This window comes from Microbacterium sp. TPD7012, from assembly GCF_003075395.1.
In the GTDB taxonomy this organism is placed as follows: domain Bacteria; phylum Actinomycetota; class Actinomycetes; order Actinomycetales; family Microbacteriaceae; genus Microbacterium.
The window spans coordinates 79,466-100,810 of sequence record NZ_QDFV01000009.1 but is presented as its reverse complement, the minus strand read 5'-3'; the positions used below and the strand labels follow the sequence as shown (position 1 = coordinate 100,810).

The window sequence follows — 21,345 nt, the reverse complement described above, 5'->3', positions numbered from 1 at the left end:
GATCCGGACGGGGCCTTCATCGTTCTCGCTGCTGTGAAAGGATCGACGAGTGTCCTCCGTCGTACAGCTGATCCGTGCCGCCTCTCTCGCGGACGCCCCCTATGCGTACGCGGCCACCGCGCCGGCCGGCTCTCGCTTCATCTTCCTCGCAGGCTCCTGCCCTCTGAACGAAGACGGTACGACCGCCGCGCCCGGCGACTACGCCGCGCAGGCTGCGAAGTGCGTGCAGACCCTGAACGAGGCGCTGAAAGCCGCCGGTGCTGGCCTCACGGATGTCATCAGCACACGCGTGCTCGTGGCGTCGTCTGATCAGGCCGATCTCGTCGACGCCTGGGATGTCGTGCACGCCGCATTCGGTGAGCACGATGTTCCGAGCACGCTGCTCGGAGTGACGGTGCTCGGCTACCGCGACCAGCTGGTGGAGATCGAGGCCGTCGCCGTTGTCCGGGGCGAGCAGCCGTGACGACGTCGGTGCGCCACAGTCGGCCGGCGGACGCCGCAACGATCTCGGAGATCGAAGCCGCCGCCGACAGTCTCCTCATCCAGCGCTTCGACGCGGCCGACTGGCCTCCTCCGGCTACGGACGCAGAGCGGTCGGCTCTTCCCGGCTTCCTCCTCGTCGCGGAGGTCGTGGAGGATGCCGCGCCTCCCGTCGCCGTCGGCTTCGTGCACGTCCTCGAGATCGACGGGCACGCGCACCTGGAGCAGCTCTCCGTGCACCCGGCACACGGACGACGCGGAATCGGCCGGCGACTCGTGCGCGCAGCGCTGGACGAAGCTCGGGAGCGCGGCCACGAGCGCGTGACTCTGCGGACCTATGCCGACGTCCCGTGGAACGCTCCGTTCTACGCCTCCTGCGGCTTCGTGGAGAGCGAGCCCGACTCCGCGTTCCACCGGCGGCTGATCGCCACGGAGGAAGCCCTGCAGCTCTCCGCGCATGGCCGACGCGTGCAGATGACCATCGCGTTCTGATCGCTCCGGAGCGTGGCGCGATTCCGGCGGCAGACGGCGGTAATGCGCTGCTGCGTGGCGACGCCGCCCGCCTAGGCTGAGGGCATGATCGATCGCGCCGACTTCTTCGCAGCCAAGCTCTCCTACGAGACCGACGCCAGTGATGTGCATGCCGCCCTCAAGGCCGGAGACGAACTCGTCGTGATCGACGTGCGCTCCGACGAGGCGTGGGCGCAGGGGCGCGTCGCGGGCGCAGTGCACATGCACTACAGCGAGATCGCCACGAGAGCTCCGAAGGAGATCCCCGAGGATGCCGAGGTCGTCGTGTACTGCTGGAGCCCGGGCTGCAACGCCGGCGCGAAAGGCGCCCTCGAGTTCGCGAAGCTCGGCTATCGCGTCCGCGAGATGATCGGCGGCTTCGAGTACTGGGTACGCGAGGGCTATCCCGTAGAGGATGCCGACGGCGTGCACCACCGCCCCGTCGATCCACTCACCGGTATCGCTCGCATCCGCACCCGCGCCTGACCGTCCACCGCTCGACGCACGAAGAAGGCCCCCGGAGCGATCCGGGGGCCTTCTTGGATGTGTGTCAGCGTGCGAAGTGCCCGCGATAGTACTCGTACACCCAGCCGACGATCGCGACCACGAAGATCGCGAGTCCGATCGGGAGCAGGAAATGTCCGACGGCGAGCCCGACGACGAAGACGCCGGCGGAAGCCGCGAGCACGATCGGCCACCACGACCACGGGCTGAACTCGCCGAGCTCAGGATCGCCGTCGTCGATGTCTGCCGTCAGGATGTCCTCCGGAAGCTCACCGCCCTGGGCGCTGTGCGTACGGTCGAGGTAGAACGCGATCATCGCGCCCATGAAGGCGGCGAAGAACAGCGCGACCGTGCCGACCCACTCGATCCGGAGCGCGAAGTTGTCGTTCGGTGTCGCCAGGATGTGCCAGCCGGTGTAGACGACGCCGACGAGGGCGAAGAAGGCGGTCAGGATCCACCAGAGAATGACGTTGTCGCGCATGACTTAGTGGGCCTCTCGCTCGCCGGGCGCGGTGGTCGCGAACTCGGCCGCCTCGGGGTGGTTCAGATCGAAGGCCGGACGCTCGCTGCGGATGCGCGGGATCGACGTGAAGTTGTGACGCGGCGGCGGGCAGGACGTCGCCCACTCGAGCGAAGCGCCATATCCCCACGGGTCGTTGACCGTGACCTTCGGCGCCTTGCGCGCCGTGATCCAGACGTTCAGGAAGAACGGCAGCATCGAAGCGCCGAGGATGATCGCACCGATCGTCGAGACCTGGTTCTGCCAGGTCCATCCGTCGGCCGCCGAGTAGTCCGCGTAGCGACGCACCATGCCGTCGACACCCAGCCAGTGCTGGATGAGGAAGGTCATGTGGAAGCCGATGAACAGCATCCAGAAGTGCACGTAGCCGAGACGCTCGTTCAGCATCCGCCCGGTCCACTTGGGCCACCAGAAGTAGAAGCCGGCGAACATGGCGAACACCACGGTGCCGAACACGACGTAGTGGAAGTGCGCGACGACGAAGTACGAGTCCGAGAGCGCGAAGTCCAGCGGCGGCGCCGCGAGGATGACACCGGTCAGTCCGCCGAAGACGAACGAGACCAGGAAGCCGAGCGCGAAGACCATCGGCGTCTCGAAGGTCACGGAGCCCCGCCACAGCGTGCCGATCCAGTTGAAGATCTTCACACCCGTCGGTACTGCGATGAGCATCGTCATCAGGGCGAAGAACGGCAGCAGCACGGATCCCGTGACGTACATGTGGTGCGCCCACACGGCGACGGAGAGGGCTGCGATGGCGATCGTCGCGTAGACGAGCGTCTTGTACCCGAAGATCGGCTTGCGGCTGAACACCGGGAAGATCTCCGACACGATGCCGAAGAACGGCAGCGCGATGATGTACACCTCAGGGTGCCCGAAGAACCAGAACAGGTGCTGCCAGAGCAGGACGCCGCCGTTGGCCGGGTCGTAGATGTGCGCGCCCAGGATGCGGTCCGCGGCTGCCGCGAAGATCGCCGCAGCGAGCACCGGGAAGGCCATCAGGACGAGGAGGCTCGTGATGAGCGTGTTCCACGAGAAGATCGGCATGCGCCACATCGTCATGCCGGGGGCGCGCATCGTGATGATCGTGGTGATGAAGTTCACGGCACCGAGGATCGTTCCGAAACCGGAGATCCCGAGTCCGACCATCCAGAGGTTTCCACCGGCGCCGGGCGTGAACGACGCTCCGGCGAGCGGCTGATATGCGAACCAGCCGAAGGATGCCGCGCCCTGCGGGGTGAGGAAGCCGGCGACAGCGATCGTGGAGCCGAACAGGAACAGCCAGAACGCGAAGGCGTTCAGACGCGGGAACGCGACGTCGGGGGCACCAAGCTGCAGCGGCAGGATCGCGTTCGCGAAGCCCGCGAACAGCGGGGTCGCGAACATGAGCAGCATGATCGTGCCGTGCATCGTGAAGAGCTGGTTGTACTGCTCCTTCGTCGGGATGATCTGCATTCCCGGAGCGAACAGCTCGGCGCGGATGACGAGGGCCATCACACCGCCGAGGAGGAAGAACAGCACCGACGCGATCAGGTACATGTACCCGATGGTCTTGTGGTCGGTGGAGGTGATCCACTTGACGACGATGTTGCCCTTCTGCTCCACGCGCGAGGAACTCATCAGAGCGGCCTGGCGGGCGGGCAGAGCGGTGGGTCGAGAGCGAGGGGCCTCATCGGTACGGGGGGCTTCAGTGGTCGACATGGCTTACTCCTCTCCTTCCTCGGAGTCGTTCTTCGGCGTGGTTCCGGGGAGGTTCGAGAGACGGTCGTACTCGTCCGTGATGTCTCCCGTGTTGCCCTTCTCCTTGAGCGACTCGAGGTAGGCGTCGTACTCGTCCTGCTCGACGACCTTCACGTTGAAGAGCATCATCGAGTGGTACTCGCCGCAGAGCTCGGCGCACTTGCCGGCGTACTCGCCGACACGCGTCGGGATGAAGGACCAGGAGTTGTCCGCCCCGATGAACATGTCCTTCTTGTAGAGGAAGTCGATGATCCAGAACGAGTGGATGACGTCGCGCGACCGCAGGTCGATCGTGACCTTCTTGTCGACCGGCAGCACCAGCGTGGGCAGCTGCGCCTGGTCGATGTTGCCCTCGGCGTCGGGCTGGGCCTGGATGCCCATCGTCCAGACGGTGTCGTCGTCGGACTCGGCGTCGTACTGGAAGTCCCACGCCCACTGCTTGGCGATCGCGGTGATCTCGACGTCGGGGTCGTCCCACTTCGCCTCGATCTCCGTCTGATCGCGCGCCGTGAAGAAGAACATTCCCAGCACCAGGATGAGCGGCACGATCGTGTAGAAGATCTCGATCGGCATGTTGTAGCGCATCTGCACCGGCAGGCCGGTCTGGCCCTTGCGGCGGCGGTACGCGATCGCGGCCCAGGCCATCAGGCCCCAGGTGATGATGCCGACGGCGAGCAGGACGATCCAGGAGTTCACCCAGAGGGAGGAGACCCGCTCGGTCTGGTTGGTGGCCGCAGCCTCACCCTCGATGAAGCCGGGGAGGTAGCCGTTCAACTCGGTGGTGGTACATCCCGCCAGGACCACGGCTGCCGCCACTCCCAAGGGGAGAGCGACCCAACGAAGGCGGTGTTTCGAGGGCACGATGCACCTTTCAGATTGCGGACAGGGCACACCCCAAGTCTAGGGCAACCTCACACCTGATTCATGCCAACCACGCAGGTTGGCGGGGGTCGTTCGGATCAGTGGAAGCTGTCGCCGCACGCGCAGCTGCCCGCCGCGTTGGGGTTGTCGATCGTGAATCCCTGCTCGGAGATCGTGTCCTTGAAATCGATGGATGCACCGTCGAGATACGGGACGCTCATGTTGTCCACGATGACCTCGACGCCGTCGAAGTCGACGGTCTCGTCGCCCTCGAGGTAGCGCTCGTCGAAGTAGAGCTGGTAGATCAGACCCGAGCATCCGCCGGGCTGCACGGCGACGCGCAGACGCAGGTCGTCGCGACCCTCCTGCTCGAGGAGGTTCTTGACCTTGACCGCGGCGGCGTCGGTGAGGCTGATGCCGTGCGCGCGGGTGGTGGTCTCAGCGGAAGTCAGTGTGGTGTCGCTCATGTCGCTCCTTGTCACGGGGCCGCAGGGGCACGGCGTTCCCGGTAATTCTACCGCCGGTCGGACCGGAAGGCTCAGAGGTCGCGCGCGTTCATCCGCGCGAGCAGCAGCGCCTCGGTCGCGACGGCGTGCCGGAACGTGTCGAGGTGCAGGGACTCGTTCGGGCTGTGCGCCCGCGAGTGGGGGTCCTCGACCCCCGTGACCAGGATCTGCGCGGTCGGGAACTCCCGCACCAGGTCGGCGATGAACGGGATCGATCCGCCGACGCCGAGGTCGACCGGAGGGACGCCGTAGCCGTCCCGCATCGCGTCGCGCGTGAGGGCGACGGCCCATCCGCTGGTGTCCACCAGGAACCCGTTGCCGAGATCGACGTCCGAGAACTCGAGCTCCGCTCCGAACGGCGCGTGGGCGCGCAGGTGACGCTCGAGCGCCGCGTAGGCCTCCTCCCCCGTCTGCCCGGGGGCGACGCGTGCGCTGATCACGACAGTGACCTCGGGGAGCAGCGTGTTGGACGCCTCCGCGACGCTCGTGGCATCGATGCCGATGATCGTGACCGACGGCTTGTTCCAGATGCGACTGAGGATCGTGCCGTTCCCGATCGGTGTCGTGCCGGGGAGCAGCCCCGCCTCGTCGCGGAGCGTCTCCTCGCTGTAGTCGGGCGTCGGCGCATCGCGCTCGGTCATCCCCTCGACGGCGACGGAGCCGTCGTCGTTCCACAGCGTCGACAGCATCCGGACGGTCGTCATCATCGCATCGGGCGCTGCGCCGCCGAACATCCCGGAGTGCGATGCGTGGTCGAGCGTGCGCACGCGCACCGTGAAGCGGGCGTTGCCGCGCAGCGAGACAGTGAGTCCCGGGGTGACGGAGTCCCAGTTCCCCGAGTCGGCGACGACGATGGCGTCGGCGCGCAGCGCGTCCTTGTTGTCGGAGAGGAACTGCGCGAAGGAGCGGGAGCCGTACTCCTCCTCCCCCTCGATGAACATCGCGATGCCCAGGTCGAGATCGTCGCCCAGCACCTCGCTGACCGCCCGGATCGACGCGATGTGCGCCATGATCCCCGCCTTGTCGTCCGCGGCGCCGCGTCCGTAGAGACGACCGTCGCGCACCGTCGGCTCGAACGGCGGGGTCTCCCACAGCGCATCGTCTCCCGGTGGCTGCACGTCGTGGTGCGCGTAGAGCAGGATCGTGGGCTTGCCGTTGCGCGCCGCGCGCGTGGCCAGCACGGCGGGCTGCCCGTGCTCGTCGGTGCCGGGTATCGCCGCCCGCAGCACGCGCACCTCGTCGAAGACGCCCGTGTCCTTCGCCAGGGCTGCCACGGCATCCGCACTCCGCTCCAGCTGCGTCTGGTCGAAGGCCGGCCAGGCCATCCCGGGGATGCGGACCAGGTGTCCCAGATCCGACAGGGCCGACGGGATGCCCGTCGCGACCGCTTCGAGGACGGCCGCCTCGGATTCGCTGGGCGGTGTCGACGGAGCGGGATGAGCAGAAGAGGTCATGCGAGTAATCTTAAGGTGATCTCTTTTCAGCGAACCGAGGAATCTCGTGGCCACTACCCCTGTCTCCCCTTCGACGAACGACGACGCCTCCGAGACGCCAGCCGTCGGCAAGGGTCGTGCGACGCCGACCCGCGCGGAGCAGGAGGCGGCCCGTCGCCGTCCCCTGGTCGCCAACACCAAGGAGGCCAAGGCCGCCGCCCGCGCCGAGCTCAACGAGCGTCGCGCACGCGCCCAGGCCGGCATGGCCGCGGGTGAGGAGAAGTTCCTCCCGGCGCGCGACAAGGGTCCGCAGCGCCGCTGGGTGCGGGACTACGTGGATGCCGGCTGGCACCCCGCCGAGTTCGTCATGGCGGTCATGGTGCTCGTCATCCTCGCGTCTCTCATCCCCGCCAACCTCGCGATCTCCTTCTACGCCTACATCGTGATGATGGGCTACCTGGTGATCGCGATCGGCGGCATGATCCTGCTCGGCTTCCGGGTGAAGCGCAAGGTCGCGGCGAAGTTCGGCGCCGAGCGGATGGAGCGCGGTCTCGGCTGGTACGCCGCGATGCGCGCCCTGCAGATGCGCTTCATGCGTCTGCCGAAGCCGCAGGTCAAGCGCGGACAGTACCCCGACTGACCAGTCCCCTGTTGAGCTCGCGGCCCCAGAACGGGCCGCGGTAGAGGAACGCCGTGTAGCCCTGCACCAGGGTCGCTCCGGCATCCAGTCGCTCCTGGACATCGGAGGGCGTCTCGACGCCGCCGACGGCGATGACGCAGAAGTCGGCGGGCACGGAGCCGCGCACGACGCGGAGCACCTCGAGCGAGCGCTGCTTGAGAGGTGCCCCCGAGAGACCACCCGCGCCCGCGGCCTCGACGGTCGCGTCATCCGTGAGCAGGCCGTCGCGGCTGATCGTGGTGTTGTGCGCGATGATGCCGGCGAGCCCCTCGTCGACGGCCATCCGCGAGATCGCGGCGATCTCCTCATCGGGGAGGTCGGGCGCGATCTTCACGAGCAGCGGCGTGGAGCCGGATGCCTCGCGCACCGCACGGAGCAGGGGCGCGAGGGTCTCGACGGCCTGCAGACCGCGCAGACCCGGGGTGTTCGGGGACGACACGTTGACGGCCAGGTAGTCGGCGAGCGGGGCCAGCCTCGTGGCGGAGGCGACGTAGTCGGCGGTCGCGTCCTCGACCTCGACGACCCGGCTCTTGCCGATGTTGACGCCGATCACCGTATCGGGCGCGCCGCGGCGGAGCTTCGCGAGACGGCGCGCAACGGCATCCGCGCCCTGGTTGTTGAAGCCCATCCGGTTGATCACGGCGCGATCCGCGATGAGGCGGAAGAGTCGCGGCTTGGGGTTCCCGTCCTGCGGGATCGCCGTCACGGTGCCCACCTCGACGTGCCCGAAGCCGAGCGCTGCGAGACCGCGCACGCCGACGGCGTTCTTGTCGAAGCCCGCCGCGATGCCGAAGGGCGACGGGAAGGTCAGCCCGAGAGCCTCGACGCGGAGCGACGGCTCGGGGCGGGTCATCGCGCGGGTCGCCGCGGAGAACGGCGGCGTCCCGAGGACGCGGATCACCGCCATGCCGGCGTGATGGGCGAACTCGGGATCGAAGCGCGAGAGGACAGCGCGGAAGAGCAGCGGATACATCCCTGCCAGATTACCGGTCCGCGCGCTCCTGCTCCGCGTGGTCGGCGCGCAGATCGGTGATCGCGGATTCGAAGTCCTCGAGGGAGTCGAACGCCTGGTAGACGCTGGCGAAGCGCAGGAAGGCGACCTCGTCGAGCTCGCGCAGGGGTCCGAGGATCGCGAGGCCGATCTCGTTCGTGTCGAGCTGCGACACACCGGTCTGCCGGACCGCCTCCTCCACGCGCTGCGCGAGGACCGCGAGGTCCGCCTCGGTGACGGGGCGGCCCTGGCAGGCCTTGCGCACGCCCGAGATGACCTTCTCGCGGCTGAACGGCTCCATGACTCCGGAGCGCTTGATCACGTTGAGACTCGCGGTCTCGGTGGTCGTGAAACGGCCTCCGCACTCCGGGCACTGACGGCGCCGTCGGATGGAGAGCCCGTCGTCGCTGGTACGCGAATCGATGACGCGCGAATCGGAGTGACGGCAGAAGGGGCAGTGCATCTGACCGATCCTACGCCGTGAAGCGCGCCTCGATCGCCTCGCCGTGCGCGGGCAGGACCTCGGCGTTCGCCAGGGCGACGACGCCCTCCCGCACGGAGGCGAGTGCCGCCCGGTCATAGGAGATGACCTGCTGCGGACGCAGGAACGTGTACGCGCCGAGGCCGGGAGTGTAGCGCGCCTGTCCCCCGGTGGGCAGCACGTGGTTGCTGCCGGCCATGTAGTCGCCCAGGCTGACCGGCGTCTGGTCTCCGACGAAGACCGCGCCCGCGCTGGTGAAGGCGGATGCCGCGTCCTCGGCGTCGGCGAGGTGGAGCTCGAGGTGCTCGGGGGCGTACGCGTTGCTGAACGCGGTCGCCATGGCCCGGTCGTCGACGAGCACGATCGCGGACTGGGGACCGTCGAGCGCGACACGCACCCGTTCGCTGTGGCGCGTCGCGGCGGCCTGCCGGTCGATCTCGACCGCGACCTGCTCGGCGAGCTCGACCGCGTCGGTGACCAGCACAGCGGATGCCTGCTCGTCGTGCTCGGCCTGGCTGATCAGGTCGGCGGCGACGAGCCGCGGGTCGGCGCTCTCGTCGGCGACGATGAGGATCTCGGTGGCACCGGCCTCGGAATCCGTGCCGACCACGCCCGCGACCGCCCGCTTGGCGGAAGCCACGAAGTTGTTGCCCGGACCGGAGACCACGTCGACCGGGTCGAGCCCGATCGTCTGGACTCCCCATGCGAGCGCGCCGATCGCTCCGGCGCCGCCCATCGCGTAGACCTCGCTGACGCCGAGCAGTGCGGCCGCGGCGAGGATCGTCGGGTGGATGCGACCGTCGTGGTCGGCCTGCGGCGGTGAGGCGAGGGCGATCTGCGAGACTCCGGCGACCTGCGCGGGAACGACGTTCATGATCACACTCGACGGGTACACCGCCTTGCCACCCGGGATGTAGACGCCGGCGCGCGCGACCGGCTGCCAGCGCTGCAGGATCCGGGCGCCGGGGCCGATCTCGGTGACCTGCGGGGCGGGCACCTGCGCTGCGGAGCCCTGGCGCACCCGGATGATCGCCTCCTCAAGCGCCGCACGCACGGTCGGATCGACCGATGCGAGCGCCGCGGTGATCTGGTCGGCGGGAACCCGGATGGCGTGACCCGTCACCCGGTCGAACTGCTCCGCCTGCTCCCGCAGGGCGGCCTCGCCACGGTCGCGCACGTCGTCGACGATGCGCGTGGCCGTGTCGAGCGCTTCCGCGCGCGCCTGCGTGGCACGCGGGACGGCGGCGAGCATGTCAGCCGGCGAGAGCTCGCGCCCTCGCAGATCGATCGTTCGCATGTCAGCCCTTCGTGATGTCGGAGATCTCGTGGAGGTAGCCGATCCGGCCGTCGTCATGGCGGATGACGTACGCGCCTCCACGATCTTCGATCACCAGGGCCCAGGCGGTCGGCCCGATGCGGAACAGCGGTTCGCCGCGCTCGTCGTGCACATCGCGCTCCGAGGGCGCGAGGATCCAGAACGGCTGCGCGACGGGAGCGGACTCACGCGGGTTGGTCGCGTCGAGGTCGGCGTCGACGATGTCGTCGCTCTCGACGTAGGGTTCCTCGCCCTCCACGCGCGCCGCGGTCTCGAGCAGCGATTCGATGCTGCCGGTGTCCGACACGATCTCCTGCTCCTGTCCGCGGGACCGTCGGGAGTACGTGGGGACGTACTCGTCATCCGAGGTGACCTGCTCGGTACCGGTGTCACCGCCCGAGGCGTGGGCCACGAGCGGCACCTGCGCCGCGAGGTCGAGGCGCGCGACCTCGTCGGTCGCCTGCTGCCCGGAGAGCTCCCGGTCGAAGTCGGCCGGGAACGCGGTGGTCTCGGTGAAGTCTGCGTTGTTCTCGGGCGCCGGGGCATCCGCTTCCGGACCAGCCACGGCCTCCGGAGCGTCAACCGTCTCGCGAGCGGCCACCGTCTCGGGAGCGGCGACGACCTCGGGGCGCGGACGCGCGATGACCGGGCGGGCCGGGTTGGCGTTGCGGTGCGCCAGGGTCACGAGGCGACCGTGGAAGTCCTCCTTCAGCCCGGGGATGATCGGGGCGAAGACCGTGAGGACGACGAGGGCGAGCGAGGTCACCAGCAGCAGGATCCCGTTCCACGGGAGGCTCCAGAAGCCTCCCTCGATCAGCGTGGAGACCGCGAGCCACAGCGTCCCGACCCACACGGTCGCCGACACCGAGAACGCGACGGAGGCGAACTGATCGATGCCCAGCGAGCCGACGCGACGGATGCCGTCCGGCGAGAAGCGCCGGAGCACGAGGAGGAACACGGCGGCGGTGGGCACGCCGATCGGTAGGATCCACTGGACGCCGACGCCCCAGAGCGACAGCCCGCCGCCCAGAGGGAAGAAGGAGACGACGAAGGACACCAGCCACACGCCCACGATCAGGAGCTCGCGCAGCGTGAAGCCGAGGATGCCGAACTCCGGCGTGACGTCCTCGTCGTAGAGGACGCCGTCGTCGTCGGTGAAGGTCTCGTCCTCGATGTCCGACTGCTCGGGCAGATCCGTGCTCATGGTCGTCCTTTCGTCACGGTGCTCGTCCGGGGCGCGTTGATCGCCCCCGACGGCTCACGATCCTACCCGCTCACCCCAGACAGGCGGGGCCGAGCAGCGACTTGAGGTCACCGAAGAGGTCGGCGGAGACCTTGACCGGCATCGGCACCTCGAAGACCTTCGCGCTTCCGCCGCGGTGCACCCGCAGCAGGACCTCGGTGTCGCCGTTGTGCCGGCGCAGGATCTCGGCGAGCTCGTTCATGACGCGTTCGGTCGCGCGCTGCTCGGCCAGCACGAGCGACAGCGGACCGGCCGCATCGAACGAGCCGACGTCGGGCGCGAACGCGGACTGGGCATGGAGGTTCAACCCGTCGTCGCGACGCGACACGCGCCCGCGCACGGCCAGGATGGAGTCCTGCTGCAGGATGTGCTGGAACTCGATGTACGTCTTGCCCATGAACATCACGGTGACCTCGCCGTTGAAGTCCTCGACGGTGATCATGCCGTAGGGGTTGCCGCTGGCCTTGGCGACACGATGCTGCACGCTGGTCACCAGCCCCGCGACGGTGACCTGGTCTCCGTCCTGCATGTCCTCGGAGTTGTTCAGGTCATGGATCGAGATCGACGCATGCTTGGCGAGCGGCACCTCGAGACCGGCGAGCGGATGATCGGACACATAGAGACCGAGCATCTCGCGCTCGAACGCGAGCTTGTCCTTCTTGATCCACTCCGGCCGCGCGGGGACCTTGGCCGGCGCCACCTCTTCGGTGCCGTCGTAGAGGCTGTCGAAGTCGAATCCGATCGCCCCCTGCGCCTCGTTCCGCTTGCGATCGACGGCGGCCTCGACCGCGTCTTCGTGCACCTCCATGAGGGCGCGTCGCGAGTCGCCCATCGAGTCGAAGGCCCCGGCCTTGATCAGGGACTCGACGGTGCGCTTGTTCGAGACGTGCAGCGGGACCTTGTCGAGGAAGTGATGGAACGAGTCGAAGCGCTCGTCCTTGCGGGACTGCACGATGCCGTCGACGACGTTGCTGCCGACGTTGCGGACGGCGCCGAGACCGAAGCGGATGTCGTCTCCGATGGCCGCGAAGAAGTTGATGGACTCCGAGACGTCGGGCGGGAGCACCTTGATCCCCATGCGGCGGCACTCGTTCAGGTAGAGCGCCATCTTGTCCTTGGAGTCACCGACGCTGGTGAGGAGTGCGGCCATGTACTCGGCGGGATAGTGCGCCTTGAGGTACGCGGTCCAGTACGAGACGACGCCGTAGGCCGCCGAGTGCGCTTTGTTGAACGCGTAGTCGGAGAACGGCAGCAGGATCTCCCAGAGCGCGTTGACGGCCCCGTCGGAGTAGCCGTTCGCGTGCATTCCGGCTTGGAAGCCCTCGAACTGCTTGTCCAGCTCGGATTTCTTCTTCTTGCCCATCGCGCGACGGAGGATGTCGGCCTGACCGAGCGAGAACCCGGCCACGCGCTGCGCGATGGCCATGACCTGCTCCTGATAGATGATCAGACCGTAGGACTCCTCGAGGATGTCGGCGAGCGACTCGGTGAACTCGGGGTGGATCGGCGTGATCGGCTGGGCGCCGTTCTTGCGGAGCGCGTAGTTCGTGTGGGAGTTCGCGCCCATGGGGCCCGGACGGTACAGCGCGATGAGGGCCGAGATGTCGCCGAAGTTGTCGGGCTTCATCAGGCGCATCAGCGAGCGCATCGGCCCGCCGTCGAGCTGGAAGACGCCGAGCGATTCACCGCGGCCCAGAAGGTCGTAGGCGCCGCGGTCGTCGAGGGGAAGATGCTCGAGATCGAGTTCCTCGCCGCGGTTCATGCGGATGTTGTCGAGCGCGTCGGAGATGATCGTGAGGTTGCGCAGCCCCAGGAAGTCCATCTTGATCAGGCCGAGGGACTCGCAGGACGGGTAGTCGAACTGCGTGACGATCTGGCCGTCCTGCTCGCGGCGCATGATGGGGATGATGTCGAGCAGCGGCTCGGACGACATGATGACGCCGGCCGCGTGCACGCCCCACTGGCGCTTCAGTCCCTCCAGCCCGAGCGCGCGGTCGAACACCGTCTTCGCCTCGGGGTCGGTCTCGATGAGGACCCGGAACTCGCTGGCTTCCTTGTAGCGCGGGTGCGCCGAGTCGAACATGCCGTCAAGGGGCATGTCCTTTCCCATGACGGGCGGCGGCATCGCCTTCGTGAGACGCTCTCCCATGCTGAACGGGAAGCCGAGCACGCGCCCGGCATCCTTCAGCGCCTGCTTGGACTTGATGGTGCCGTACGTGACGATCTGCGCGACGCGCTCGGAACCGTACTTCTGGGTCACGTACTCGATGACCTCGCCACGGCGCCGGTCATCGAAGTCGACGTCGAAGTCGGGCATCGAGACGCGGTCGGGGTTGAGGAAGCGCTCGAAGATGAGGCCGTGCTCGAGCGGGTCGAGGTCGGTGATCCGCATGGCGTAGGCGACCATCGAGCCGGCACCGGAACCACGACCGGGACCGACGCGGATGCCGTTGTCCTTGGCCCAGTTGATGAAGTCGGCGACGACGAGGAAGTAGCCGGGGAACCCCATCTGCAGGATGATGCCGGTCTCGTACTCGGCCTGCTTGCGCACCTTGTCGGGGATGCCGTTGGGGTACCGGTAGTGGAGGCCGACCTCGACCTCTTTGATGAGCCAGCTGTCTTCGGTCTCGCCGTCGGGGACGGGGAAACGCGGCATGTAGTTCGCCGCGGTGTTGAACTCGACCTCGCAGCGCTCGGCGATCAGCAGCGTGTTGTCGCACGCCTCGGGGTGGTCGCGGAACAGCTGGCGCATCTCGGCGGCGGTCTTGATGTAGTAGCCGTCGCCGTCGAACTTGAAGCGGTTCGGGTCGTCGAGCGTCGAGCCGGACTGGACGCAGAGCAGCGCCTCGTGCGCGTCGGCCTCGTGCTGGTGGGTGTAGTGCGAGTCGTTGGTGCCGACCAGCGGGATGTTCAGGTCCTTCGCCAGACGCAGGAGATCGGTCATCACGCGCCGCTCGATGGAGAGGCCGTGGTCCATGATCTCGGCGAAGTAGTTCTCCTTGCCGAAGAGGTCCTGGAACTCCGCGGCTGCCGCGCGCGCGGCGTCGTACTGACCGAGACGCAGGCGCGTCTGGATCTCGCCGGAGGGGCAGCCGGTCGTCGCGATCAGGCCCTTGGAATAGGTCTGGAGAAGCTCACGGTCCATGCGCGGCTTGAAGTAGTAGCCCTCCATGCTCGAGCGGGAGCTGAGCCGGAAGAGGTTGTGCATGCCCTCGGTCGTCTCGCTCCACATCGTCATGTGGGTGTACGCACCGGAACCGGAGACGTCGTCGCTCTTCTGATCGGGCGAGCCCCACTGCACGCGCGACTTGTCGCTGCGATGCGTTCCCGGGGTCACATAGGCCTCGAGCCCGATGATCGGCTTGACGCCTGCGGCGTTCGCCGCCTTGTAGAACTCGAACGCGGCGAAGGTGTTGCCGTGATCGGTCACCGCGATGGCCGGCATGCCGTAATCGGCGGCCGCCTGGGTCATCGCCGCGATCTTCGCCGCACCGTCGAGCATCGAGTATTCGCTGTGCACATGGAGGTGGGCGAAGGAGTCGGATGCCATGCCTTCGAGTCTACTTTCGGCATCCGACGTCGGATGCCGAAGAGCCCCGGCACCGCAGAGAGGTGCCGGGGCTCTTCGTGTCGCTCGTCTACGGGATCGCGTCCACGATCGAGACCGTGAAGGTGCGCCGGATGTCGGGCACGTCGCTCGGCGCCATGTCGCCCTCGGCTCCATCCGCGCGATCGAAGCGCACCGTGGACTCGGTCACCCATCCCGTGCTCGTGTCGATCGACACGGTCGTGGTGCTCGGCCCCTGCCAGCCGTCCACGTGCATCCGGTAGGTGACGATGCCGTTGTCAGCGGACACCACCTCGGCGCGCGGACTCAGCTCCAGCGCCTCGAGGAAGATGGCCCGCGTCGCAGCCGGCGCATAGTTCGAGATCAGCACTCCCGCGACGTTGAGCACCGCGCTCCCCTCGACATCCGGCATCTGCGGATCGCCCTGCGCGAGGTCGCGGAAGTACTGCAACAGTGCCGCGGGATCCTGCGGATACTGCGCGTACGACTCGAGAGAGCCGGTGAGGGGAAGCGTCTCTCCGCCGATCCCCCCGGTGTACGTCCACTGATCGATGTCCGGCCGAACCGGCAGCAGGGTGTCCCAGGCCGCTTCACCCCCTGGTCCCTGATCCTCCGGGTAGAAGCGGATGCGCTCGTTCGACGGCCCGTAGCTGCCGACCCACTCCCCGGACCGATCCGCGGGCACCGTCAGCGACGAGAAGGATCGCAGGAGAGCTGCGGAGATGGGTGGATACTGAGTCGGCCGATAGAACCACTGGTAGGTCGACACCTCCGGCCCCCGGTACAGCAGTGACTCGAAGACCGTATCGATTCTCAGGTACTGCCCCGCCTGCGGTGTGGTGCCGGGGAAGGGCTCCGTGATCCCGGTCCCTCCGGTCGGCGCGGGATGCGGGAGCACCTCCCCCGGCTGTCGAGGATCCGCGGTCGGCGCCGGGACGGCCTCCACCTGCGGAGAGGGGGCCGTGAGCTGGGTGATCACGACGACGCCTGCCGTCGCCGCGGCCACTCCCGCCACTGCTCCGGCGATCAGGAACATCGGGCGCCGGGTGAGCTGCTTCCGCTCGGCCGCCCGGCCTGCGTCGATTCCTTCCAGCAGCCGGGCACGAGCACCGATGATCCGGTCCTCCGTCAGGCTCATTCCTGCGTTCACATCACGCACGCGCTCGAAAACGTCCATCGACCGCTCCTTCCTTGTCATTGACGACTCGTTCTCGGGTGATCGCCCTGGCCGGATCCAACCGCGTCCGAACGCGGTTCATGCGGGACCGGACAGTCCCGACGGGGACGCCCAGGGCGACGGCGACCTCTTCATAGGTCAGGTCTCCCCAGGCGTAGAGCAGGAGGGTCTCCCGGTCCTTGGCCGAGAGGGCCGCGATCCGCGGCGCCAGCTCGCGGGTGGATATCTCGGCGTCGAGACGCGCGATCGTCGTCTCGAGGTCTCCGTGGGAGATGTGCTCCTCGCGCTGCGCGGACTCGACGCTCGACCGGAAGTGCTTGGCCTCTCGTGCCCGATGCTTCCTGATCAGTCGCGAAGCTATCCCGTACAACCAGGGAAGCGCCGAGTCCCAGGATGTGTCGAACGACTTCCGTCGTGCGAACGCGACCAGGAACGTCTCACTGAGGATGTCCTCGCCCGCATCGGCGCCGAGACGGCGGGCGGCGTAGCCGCCCACCGTCCTGGCGTGCCGATCGAACAGTTCGGCGAAGGCTCGGGGCTGCCCGAGCGACCGCTGAATGATCTCGCTGTCTGTGCTCACACTATGTATTGCCCCGGAGAGCGCAGACGGTTCGAAAGTCATCACGGCAGCGCGTCGACGACGCTCACGGTGTACGTGTACCGCTCGTCCGGGAGGTCCGCGGGGACCAGGGGCGACGCGACATCGAGCGTCACCGTCTTCTCGAGGACGAGCCCCGACGAGATGTCGATGGTCACTGTCCGACGTCGGATGCCGTCAGCACCGGACAGCGCCTGCTCAGCAGCGGAGAAGCTCAGCGTGACGATGTTCCCCTGGGTCTCGACGATCTCCGAGCCGCTGAGCATGCTCAGCGCACCGTACATCGCCGATCGGACGTCGGGTGACCCGACGTTCTTCGCGAGCAGGTCCACCAGCACCCAACCCACCTTGTAGTCCTGGTCACCCGTCACGGGACCCTGATTCTGCCTGATCCACGCGATCAGCTGGGCCGGATCGCGAGGCATGTCCTGCCAGAAGGATTGCATCGAGAAACCGCTCGAGGTCTCCCAGGGCGGAATCCCGCCGGCGAACGTGTTCGGCCCACTCGGCCCGCCGATCTCCTGCACATGTTGTTCCGCGAGCGCGGCGGCATCGGGACCGAACTCCTGCAGGATCTCGACCTGGCCCCCCACGGAGTACCAGTCGGACGATGTGTCCGCGGGGACGTAGTTGTCCCAGGAGACGGCATCCATCCAGGCGTTCGCCGCGGTCGATCGATCAGTCTGGAATTCTCCCACCCCGGTGTCCGGGTGCTGGTAGACCATCTGTTCGGAGTCGGTGTGCACCCTCAGATACTGCCCCGGTGCGACCGTCAATCCGGTGAACGTGCTCGCGGATGCTCCTGCCGCGCTGAACGCTCCGGCGGCCGTCAACGGCTCCACCGTCGGCTCCGGTGTGGGCTCCACCGACGGCTTCGGCACGATGGTCGGAATGGCCTCGACCCCTCCGGTCGTCGGCGTCGTGAGGTTGCCGACCACGAGAACACCGGCGGTCACCGCCGCGGCGGCGCCGACCAGGCCGGCCGTGATGATCCACGGGCGTCGTGCCGCGCGCGACCGCGCAGGCCGCTGTTCGGCGTGGATCTCGCTCAGGAGTCGCACCCGCGCCGCCGAGATGTTCTCCTCGGCCCCGTCGATCTCCGGTCGGGTCTCCTGCACCTTCTCGAAAACGTTCATCGGATGCTCCCTGCTGCTCGGTCTGTCTGCGTCTGTGTCTCTGTCTGTCGCCTCGCATGCGCCCTGCGAACGGGGTCCAGGCGCTTCCGCACGCGGTTCAACCGCGAACGGACTGTCCCGACCGGGACGCCGAGCGCCGTCGCCACCTCGTCGTAGGACAGCCCCTGCCATGCGTAGAGCAGGAGCGTCTCCCGATCCCTCGGCGCGAGGGCGGCGATACGTGCTCTGAGCCCTGCAACCTCGCGCTCCGCGTCGATCCGCGTCATCGCGTCGTCGACTCCTCCCTCGGAGGAATGCTCCTCACCCGAGACGGACGCCGCGAACGAACGCCAGTGCTTGGCCTCCACTGCGCGGTGTCGGCGGATGAGGCGGGAGGCGATGCCGAGCAGCCAGGGGACGGCCGACTCGACGTCACGATCGAAGTCCGCGCGACGTCGGAACGCCACGAGGAACGTCTCGCTCAGGACGTCCTCCGCCGCATGCCGGCCGATCCGGTACGTCGCGAAGGCGTTGACCACGCGCGCATGTCGATCGAACAGCTGGGCGAAGGCTGATGGTTGGTCCAGAGACCGTTGGATGATCTCGCTGTCTGTGCTCACGCTGTGTATTGTCCGTGCGCCCCTGATGGGTTCACGTTTTCTTCGACGACTTCTTCGATGCCGTCAGATCGAGGCGCATGAGCACGCGCGGGAAGCCGTCGAGGACCGAGTCCGTGTCGGCCGCCTTCGTGAATCCGGCGTCTTCGAACAGGCTCCTCGTGCCGACGTACGCCATCGTGAGGTTCACCTTCTCGCCGCGGTTGTCGACGGGATATCCCTCGATCGCAGGGGCCCCGCGCTGCTTCGCGTAGGCGACGGCGCCCTCGATCAGCGCGTGCGAGATGCCCTGTCTGCGGTGCCCAGGCCGAACTCGGAAGCACCACAGCGACCACACGTCGAGGTCGTCGACGTGCGGGATGAGCCGATTGCGCGCGAAGCTCGTCTCACTCCGCGGATGCAGGGCCGCCCAGCCGACCGGCTCGTCGTCGAGGTAGGCGATCACGCCCGGCGGCGGATCCTGATGGCACAGCTCCCGCACCCGGTCGGCGCGCGCATTTCCTTTCAGCGCGACGTTCTCCTTGCTGCCGATGCGATAGCTCAGACAGAAGCAGACGTTCGACGTCGGCTTCTTCGGCCCCACCAGCGTCGCGACGTCGTCGAACACGGTCGCCGGACGCACCTCGATGCTCATGCGCCCAGTGTGGCGCACCCCGGCGACATCGCACGCTTCGACGGGCTCAGCGGCCCAGATCGGCGCGGACTACTCTCCGCGGAGCACATCGAGCGCGTGCTGGAAGTCCGCGGGATACGGCGACGCGAACTGCACCCACTCCCCCGTCGCCGGGTGGGTGAAGGCCAGCTGGTGCGCGTGCAGCCACTGCCGCGTCAGGCCGAGCCTGGCGGACAGCGTCGGGTCGGCGCCGTAGAGCGGGTCGCCGACGCACGGATGCCGGTGCGCCGCCATGTGCACGCGGATCTGATGGGTGCGCCCGGTCTCCAGATGGATCTCGAGGAGCGAGGCCCCCGGGAACGCCTCCAGGGTCTCGTAGTGCGTCACGGAGGGCTTCCCGTCCGGGACGACGGCGAACTTCCACGAGTGGTTCGGATGGCGACCGATCGGAGCGTCGATCGTGCCGGCGAGCGGATCCGGATGCCCCTGCACGACGGCGTGGTAGATCTTCTCGACGGTGCGCTCCTTGAACGCGTGCTTGAGAGCCGTGTACGCGGCCTCGGTCTTGGCGACCACCATCAGGCCGCTGGTTCCCACGTCGAGACGGTGCACGACCCCCTGACGCTCGGCCGCACCGCTGGTCGCGATGCGGAATCCCGCCGCGGCGAGGGCGCCGATGACCGTGGGGCCCTCCCACCCGACCGACGGGTGAGCTGCGACGCCCGAGGGCTTGTCGACCACGACGATGTCGTCATCGTCGTAGACGATGCCCAACTCGGGGACGGCGATCGGGATGATCCGCGGCGCCTCCTTGGGCTGCCACTCGACCTCGAGCCAGGCGCCGCCTCGCAGACGATCCGACTTGTCCAGGACGACGCCGTCGAGCTGCACTCCCCCCGCGGACGCTACATCGGCGGCGAAGGTGCGGGAGAAGCCGAGCATGCGTGCGAGCGCCGCGTCGACGCGCTCGCCGTCCATGCCGTCGGGGACGGGAAGGGACCGCGACTCCACGGTCAGCGACCGTCCGACGGCGACGAATCCTCGGCGGACGCGACCTCGCCGGCGACCGATGCGGAATCCGCGTCGGCGACGGCATCCGCGTCGTCGAGCATCTCCTGGTCCTCGGCGGCGACAGCGGCGGCCTCGGCCTCCTCTTCTGTCTCGACCGGCGCGTGGTCCCGTTCCCGGGTGCCGTCGAAACGCAGACCGAGCACGACGAGCAGCGCGACCGAGATCATCCCGGTCACGATGAAGATGTCCGCGACGTTGAAGATCGCGGGCATCATCCACGGCATCGAGATCATGTCGACCACGTGACCGTTGCCGAATCCCGGCTCGCGGAAGAGACGGTCGGTGAGGTTGCCGAGCACGCCGCCGAGCAGCGCGCCGAGGACGACTGCCCACCAACGGGAGCGGACGTCGAACGCCTTCCAGATGATGACCACGGCGACCACGCTCAGAGCGATGGTGAAGATCCAGGTCACTCCGCTGCCGAGCGAGAAGGCCGCGCCCGAATTGCGGATGTAATACAGCTGAAGGAACTCCGCGAGCACGGGCACGACCTCATGGAGAGGGAGGTGCTCGATGGTGAGGTACTTCACAAACTGATCGGCGGCCAGCACGACCGCTGCGAGAATCGCAACGATCGCACCGGCCGCCGACCGACGAAGGGGACGACGTCCTGACAAGAGGGCGCCTTACAGGCCGATCGCGGAGACCGGCGTGGAGTCCGTGGAGGCCGACTTCTCGTCGAGGTCGCGGAGCTGACCCTCGATGTAGCCGCGCAGCTGCGACCGGTAGTCGCGCTCGAAGTTGCGGAGCTCGGTGATCCGGGCCTCGAGCGTGTTGCGCTCGCGCTCCAGACGTGCGGCCTCTTCGCGCTGCTTGGCCTCGGCCTCGCTGCGGATGCGGCCGACCTCGGCCTCGGCGTCGGCGATCAGCTGGTTGCGCTTCGCCTCACCCTCGGCGACGTGCTCGTCGTGCAGGCGCTGGGCCAGCTCGATGATGCCGGCCGTCGCGGTGGCGGAACCCGACGGAGCAGGCTCGGCCGGGACCTCGGCGACGGGAGCGGCAGGCGCCTCGGCGACCACGGGGGCGGCAGCGGCGGGCTCAGCGGCCGCGGGGGCTGCGCCCGACTCGTAGGCGGCCAGCTTGGCCTTCAGCTCGACGTTCTCCTCGAGAGCCTTGCGCCACTCGATGACGATCTCGTCGAGGAAGTCGTCCACCTCGTCCGGGTCGAAGCCGTCCTTGAAGCGGACGTGCTGGAACTGCTTGGTGACGACGTCATCCGGGGTAAGTGCCATGATGGCTCCTCTTTCGATGAGTTCGGTTGCCAGTAACGATTATGGCGCGGTCTTTATGTGGCGCGAACCCGGGGCGCGCACCTGGGTGCCAGCA

General features: G+C 67.9%; 22 protein-coding genes. 4 read left to right on the top strand and 18 right to left on the bottom strand.

Going from position 1 to position 21,345, the window contains the following annotated elements; all coding sequences use genetic code 11:
- The first annotated feature begins 49 nt into the window (after positions 1 to 49).
- From DC434_RS18815 to DC434_RS18805, 3 genes are all read left to right on the top strand, one after another.
- Positions 50 to 463: a RidA family protein gene (locus tag DC434_RS18815; protein ID WP_116636844.1), complete on the top strand. Its 414-nt coding sequence runs from the start codon at positions 50 to 52 to the stop codon at positions 461 to 463.
- The gene (locus tag DC434_RS18810) at positions 460 to 972 is read left to right on the top strand and encodes a GNAT family N-acetyltransferase (RefSeq protein ID WP_116636843.1); all 513 of its coding nucleotides are present in this window, start codon (positions 460 to 462) and stop codon (positions 970 to 972) included. Before DC434_RS18815 ends, DC434_RS18810 begins: the two co-directional genes overlap by 4 nt.
- Positions 973 to 1,056: 84 nt before the next feature.
- Positions 1,057 to 1,476 carry a rhodanese-like domain-containing protein gene (locus DC434_RS18805; protein WP_116636842.1) on the top strand — a complete coding sequence of 140 codons (420 nt, stop codon included), beginning with the start codon at positions 1,057 to 1,059 and terminating at the stop codon, positions 1,474 to 1,476.
- Between the two features lie 64 nt (positions 1,477 to 1,540).
- Here the strand turns inward: DC434_RS18805 and DC434_RS18800 are convergent, their stop codons facing one another.
- The 5 genes from DC434_RS18800 to DC434_RS18780 form a co-directional block, all read right to left on the bottom strand.
- The gene (locus DC434_RS18800; RefSeq protein ID WP_116636841.1) at positions 1,541 to 1,975 is read right to left on the bottom strand and encodes a cytochrome c oxidase subunit 4; all 435 of its coding nucleotides are present in this window, start codon (positions 1,973 to 1,975) and stop codon (positions 1,541 to 1,543) included.
- A gap of 3 nt (positions 1,976 to 1,978) precedes the next feature.
- Positions 1,979 to 3,631, bottom strand: a complete 1,653-nt coding sequence (gene ctaD, locus DC434_RS18795) for a cytochrome c oxidase subunit I (RefSeq protein WP_116636840.1) — start codon at positions 3,629 to 3,631, stop codon at positions 1,979 to 1,981.
- A gap of 84 nt (positions 3,632 to 3,715) precedes the next feature.
- On the bottom strand, positions 3,716 to 4,612 hold the full coding sequence (gene coxB, locus DC434_RS18790) for a cytochrome c oxidase subunit II (RefSeq protein WP_116636839.1): 897 nt from the start codon (positions 4,610 to 4,612) through the stop codon (positions 3,716 to 3,718).
- Between the two features lie 98 nt (positions 4,613 to 4,710).
- On the bottom strand, positions 4,711 to 5,079 hold the full coding sequence (gene erpA / locus DC434_RS18785; RefSeq protein ID WP_116636838.1) for an iron-sulfur cluster insertion protein ErpA: 369 nt from the start codon (positions 5,077 to 5,079) through the stop codon (positions 4,711 to 4,713).
- 71 nt (positions 5,080 to 5,150) lie between these two features.
- The gene (locus DC434_RS18780) at positions 5,151 to 6,572 is read right to left on the bottom strand and encodes a dipeptidase (protein WP_116636837.1); all 1,422 of its coding nucleotides are present in this window, start codon (positions 6,570 to 6,572) and stop codon (positions 5,151 to 5,153) included.
- Positions 6,573 to 6,618: 46 nt separating this feature from the next.
- Between DC434_RS18780 and DC434_RS18775 the strand changes: the two genes are divergently transcribed.
- The gene (locus tag DC434_RS18775; RefSeq protein ID WP_116636836.1) at positions 6,619 to 7,191 is read left to right on the top strand and encodes a DUF3043 domain-containing protein; all 573 of its coding nucleotides are present in this window, start codon (positions 6,619 to 6,621) and stop codon (positions 7,189 to 7,191) included.
- On the opposite strand, the gene DC434_RS18770 is transcribed toward DC434_RS18775, so the two are convergent.
- The 13 genes from DC434_RS18770 to DC434_RS18710 all read right to left on the bottom strand — a co-directional run bounded on the left by DC434_RS18770 (position 7,166) and on the right by DC434_RS18710 (position 21,251).
- Positions 7,166 to 8,203, bottom strand: coding sequence for a quinone-dependent dihydroorotate dehydrogenase (locus tag DC434_RS18770; protein WP_116636835.1), 1,038 nt, complete (start codon positions 8,201 to 8,203; stop codon positions 7,166 to 7,168). The two genes, DC434_RS18775 and DC434_RS18770, sit on opposite strands and share 26 nt — an antisense overlap.
- Positions 8,204 to 8,213: 10 nt before the next feature.
- Positions 8,214 to 8,684, bottom strand: coding sequence for a transcriptional regulator NrdR (gene nrdR, locus DC434_RS18765; protein ID WP_116636834.1), 471 nt, complete (start codon positions 8,682 to 8,684; stop codon positions 8,214 to 8,216).
- Between the two features lie 10 nt (positions 8,685 to 8,694).
- Positions 8,695 to 9,999, bottom strand: coding sequence for a histidinol dehydrogenase (gene hisD / locus DC434_RS18760; protein WP_116636833.1), 1,305 nt, complete (start codon positions 9,997 to 9,999; stop codon positions 8,695 to 8,697).
- Position 10,000: 1 nt separating this feature from the next.
- Positions 10,001 to 11,221, bottom strand: a complete 1,221-nt coding sequence (locus tag DC434_RS18755) for a hypothetical protein (protein ID WP_116636832.1) — start codon at positions 11,219 to 11,221, stop codon at positions 10,001 to 10,003.
- Positions 11,222 to 11,291: 70 nt separating this feature from the next.
- Complete coding sequence (gene dnaE / locus DC434_RS18750; RefSeq protein WP_116636831.1) at positions 11,292 to 14,810, bottom strand: DNA polymerase III subunit alpha; 3,519 nt, start codon at positions 14,808 to 14,810, stop codon at positions 11,292 to 11,294.
- An 88-nt stretch (positions 14,811 to 14,898) separates the two neighbouring features.
- Positions 14,899 to 16,005, bottom strand: coding sequence for a hypothetical protein (locus DC434_RS18745; RefSeq protein WP_116636830.1), 1,107 nt, complete (start codon positions 16,003 to 16,005; stop codon positions 14,899 to 14,901).
- Positions 15,980 to 16,585, bottom strand: a complete 606-nt coding sequence (locus DC434_RS18740; RefSeq protein WP_207770002.1) for a sigma-70 family RNA polymerase sigma factor — start codon at positions 16,583 to 16,585, stop codon at positions 15,980 to 15,982. The genes DC434_RS18745 and DC434_RS18740 overlap by 26 nt, the downstream gene beginning before the upstream one ends.
- A gap of 41 nt (positions 16,586 to 16,626) precedes the next feature.
- Complete coding sequence (locus DC434_RS18735) at positions 16,627 to 17,739, bottom strand: hypothetical protein (protein WP_116636828.1); 1,113 nt, start codon at positions 17,737 to 17,739, stop codon at positions 16,627 to 16,629.
- Positions 17,736 to 18,338: a sigma-70 family RNA polymerase sigma factor gene (locus DC434_RS18730; protein WP_116636827.1), complete on the bottom strand. Its 603-nt coding sequence runs from the start codon at positions 18,336 to 18,338 to the stop codon at positions 17,736 to 17,738. Before DC434_RS18730 ends, DC434_RS18735 begins: the two co-directional genes overlap by 4 nt.
- Positions 18,339 to 18,369: 31 nt before the next feature.
- A complete protein-coding gene (locus tag DC434_RS18725) occupies positions 18,370 to 18,969 on the bottom strand; it encodes a GNAT family N-acetyltransferase (protein ID WP_116636826.1) in 600 nt (199 codons plus the stop codon).
- 69 nt (positions 18,970 to 19,038) lie between these two features.
- Complete coding sequence (locus DC434_RS18720) at positions 19,039 to 19,959, bottom strand: RluA family pseudouridine synthase (protein WP_116636825.1); 921 nt, start codon at positions 19,957 to 19,959, stop codon at positions 19,039 to 19,041.
- Positions 19,960 to 19,961: 2 nt separating this feature from the next.
- Positions 19,962 to 20,636, bottom strand: a complete 675-nt coding sequence (gene lspA / locus DC434_RS18715) for a signal peptidase II (protein ID WP_116636824.1) — start codon at positions 20,634 to 20,636, stop codon at positions 19,962 to 19,964.
- 9 nt (positions 20,637 to 20,645) lie between these two features.
- On the bottom strand, positions 20,646 to 21,251 hold the full coding sequence (locus DC434_RS18710; protein WP_116636823.1) for a DivIVA domain-containing protein: 606 nt from the start codon (positions 21,249 to 21,251) through the stop codon (positions 20,646 to 20,648).
- Positions 21,252 to 21,345 lie beyond the last annotated feature (94 nt).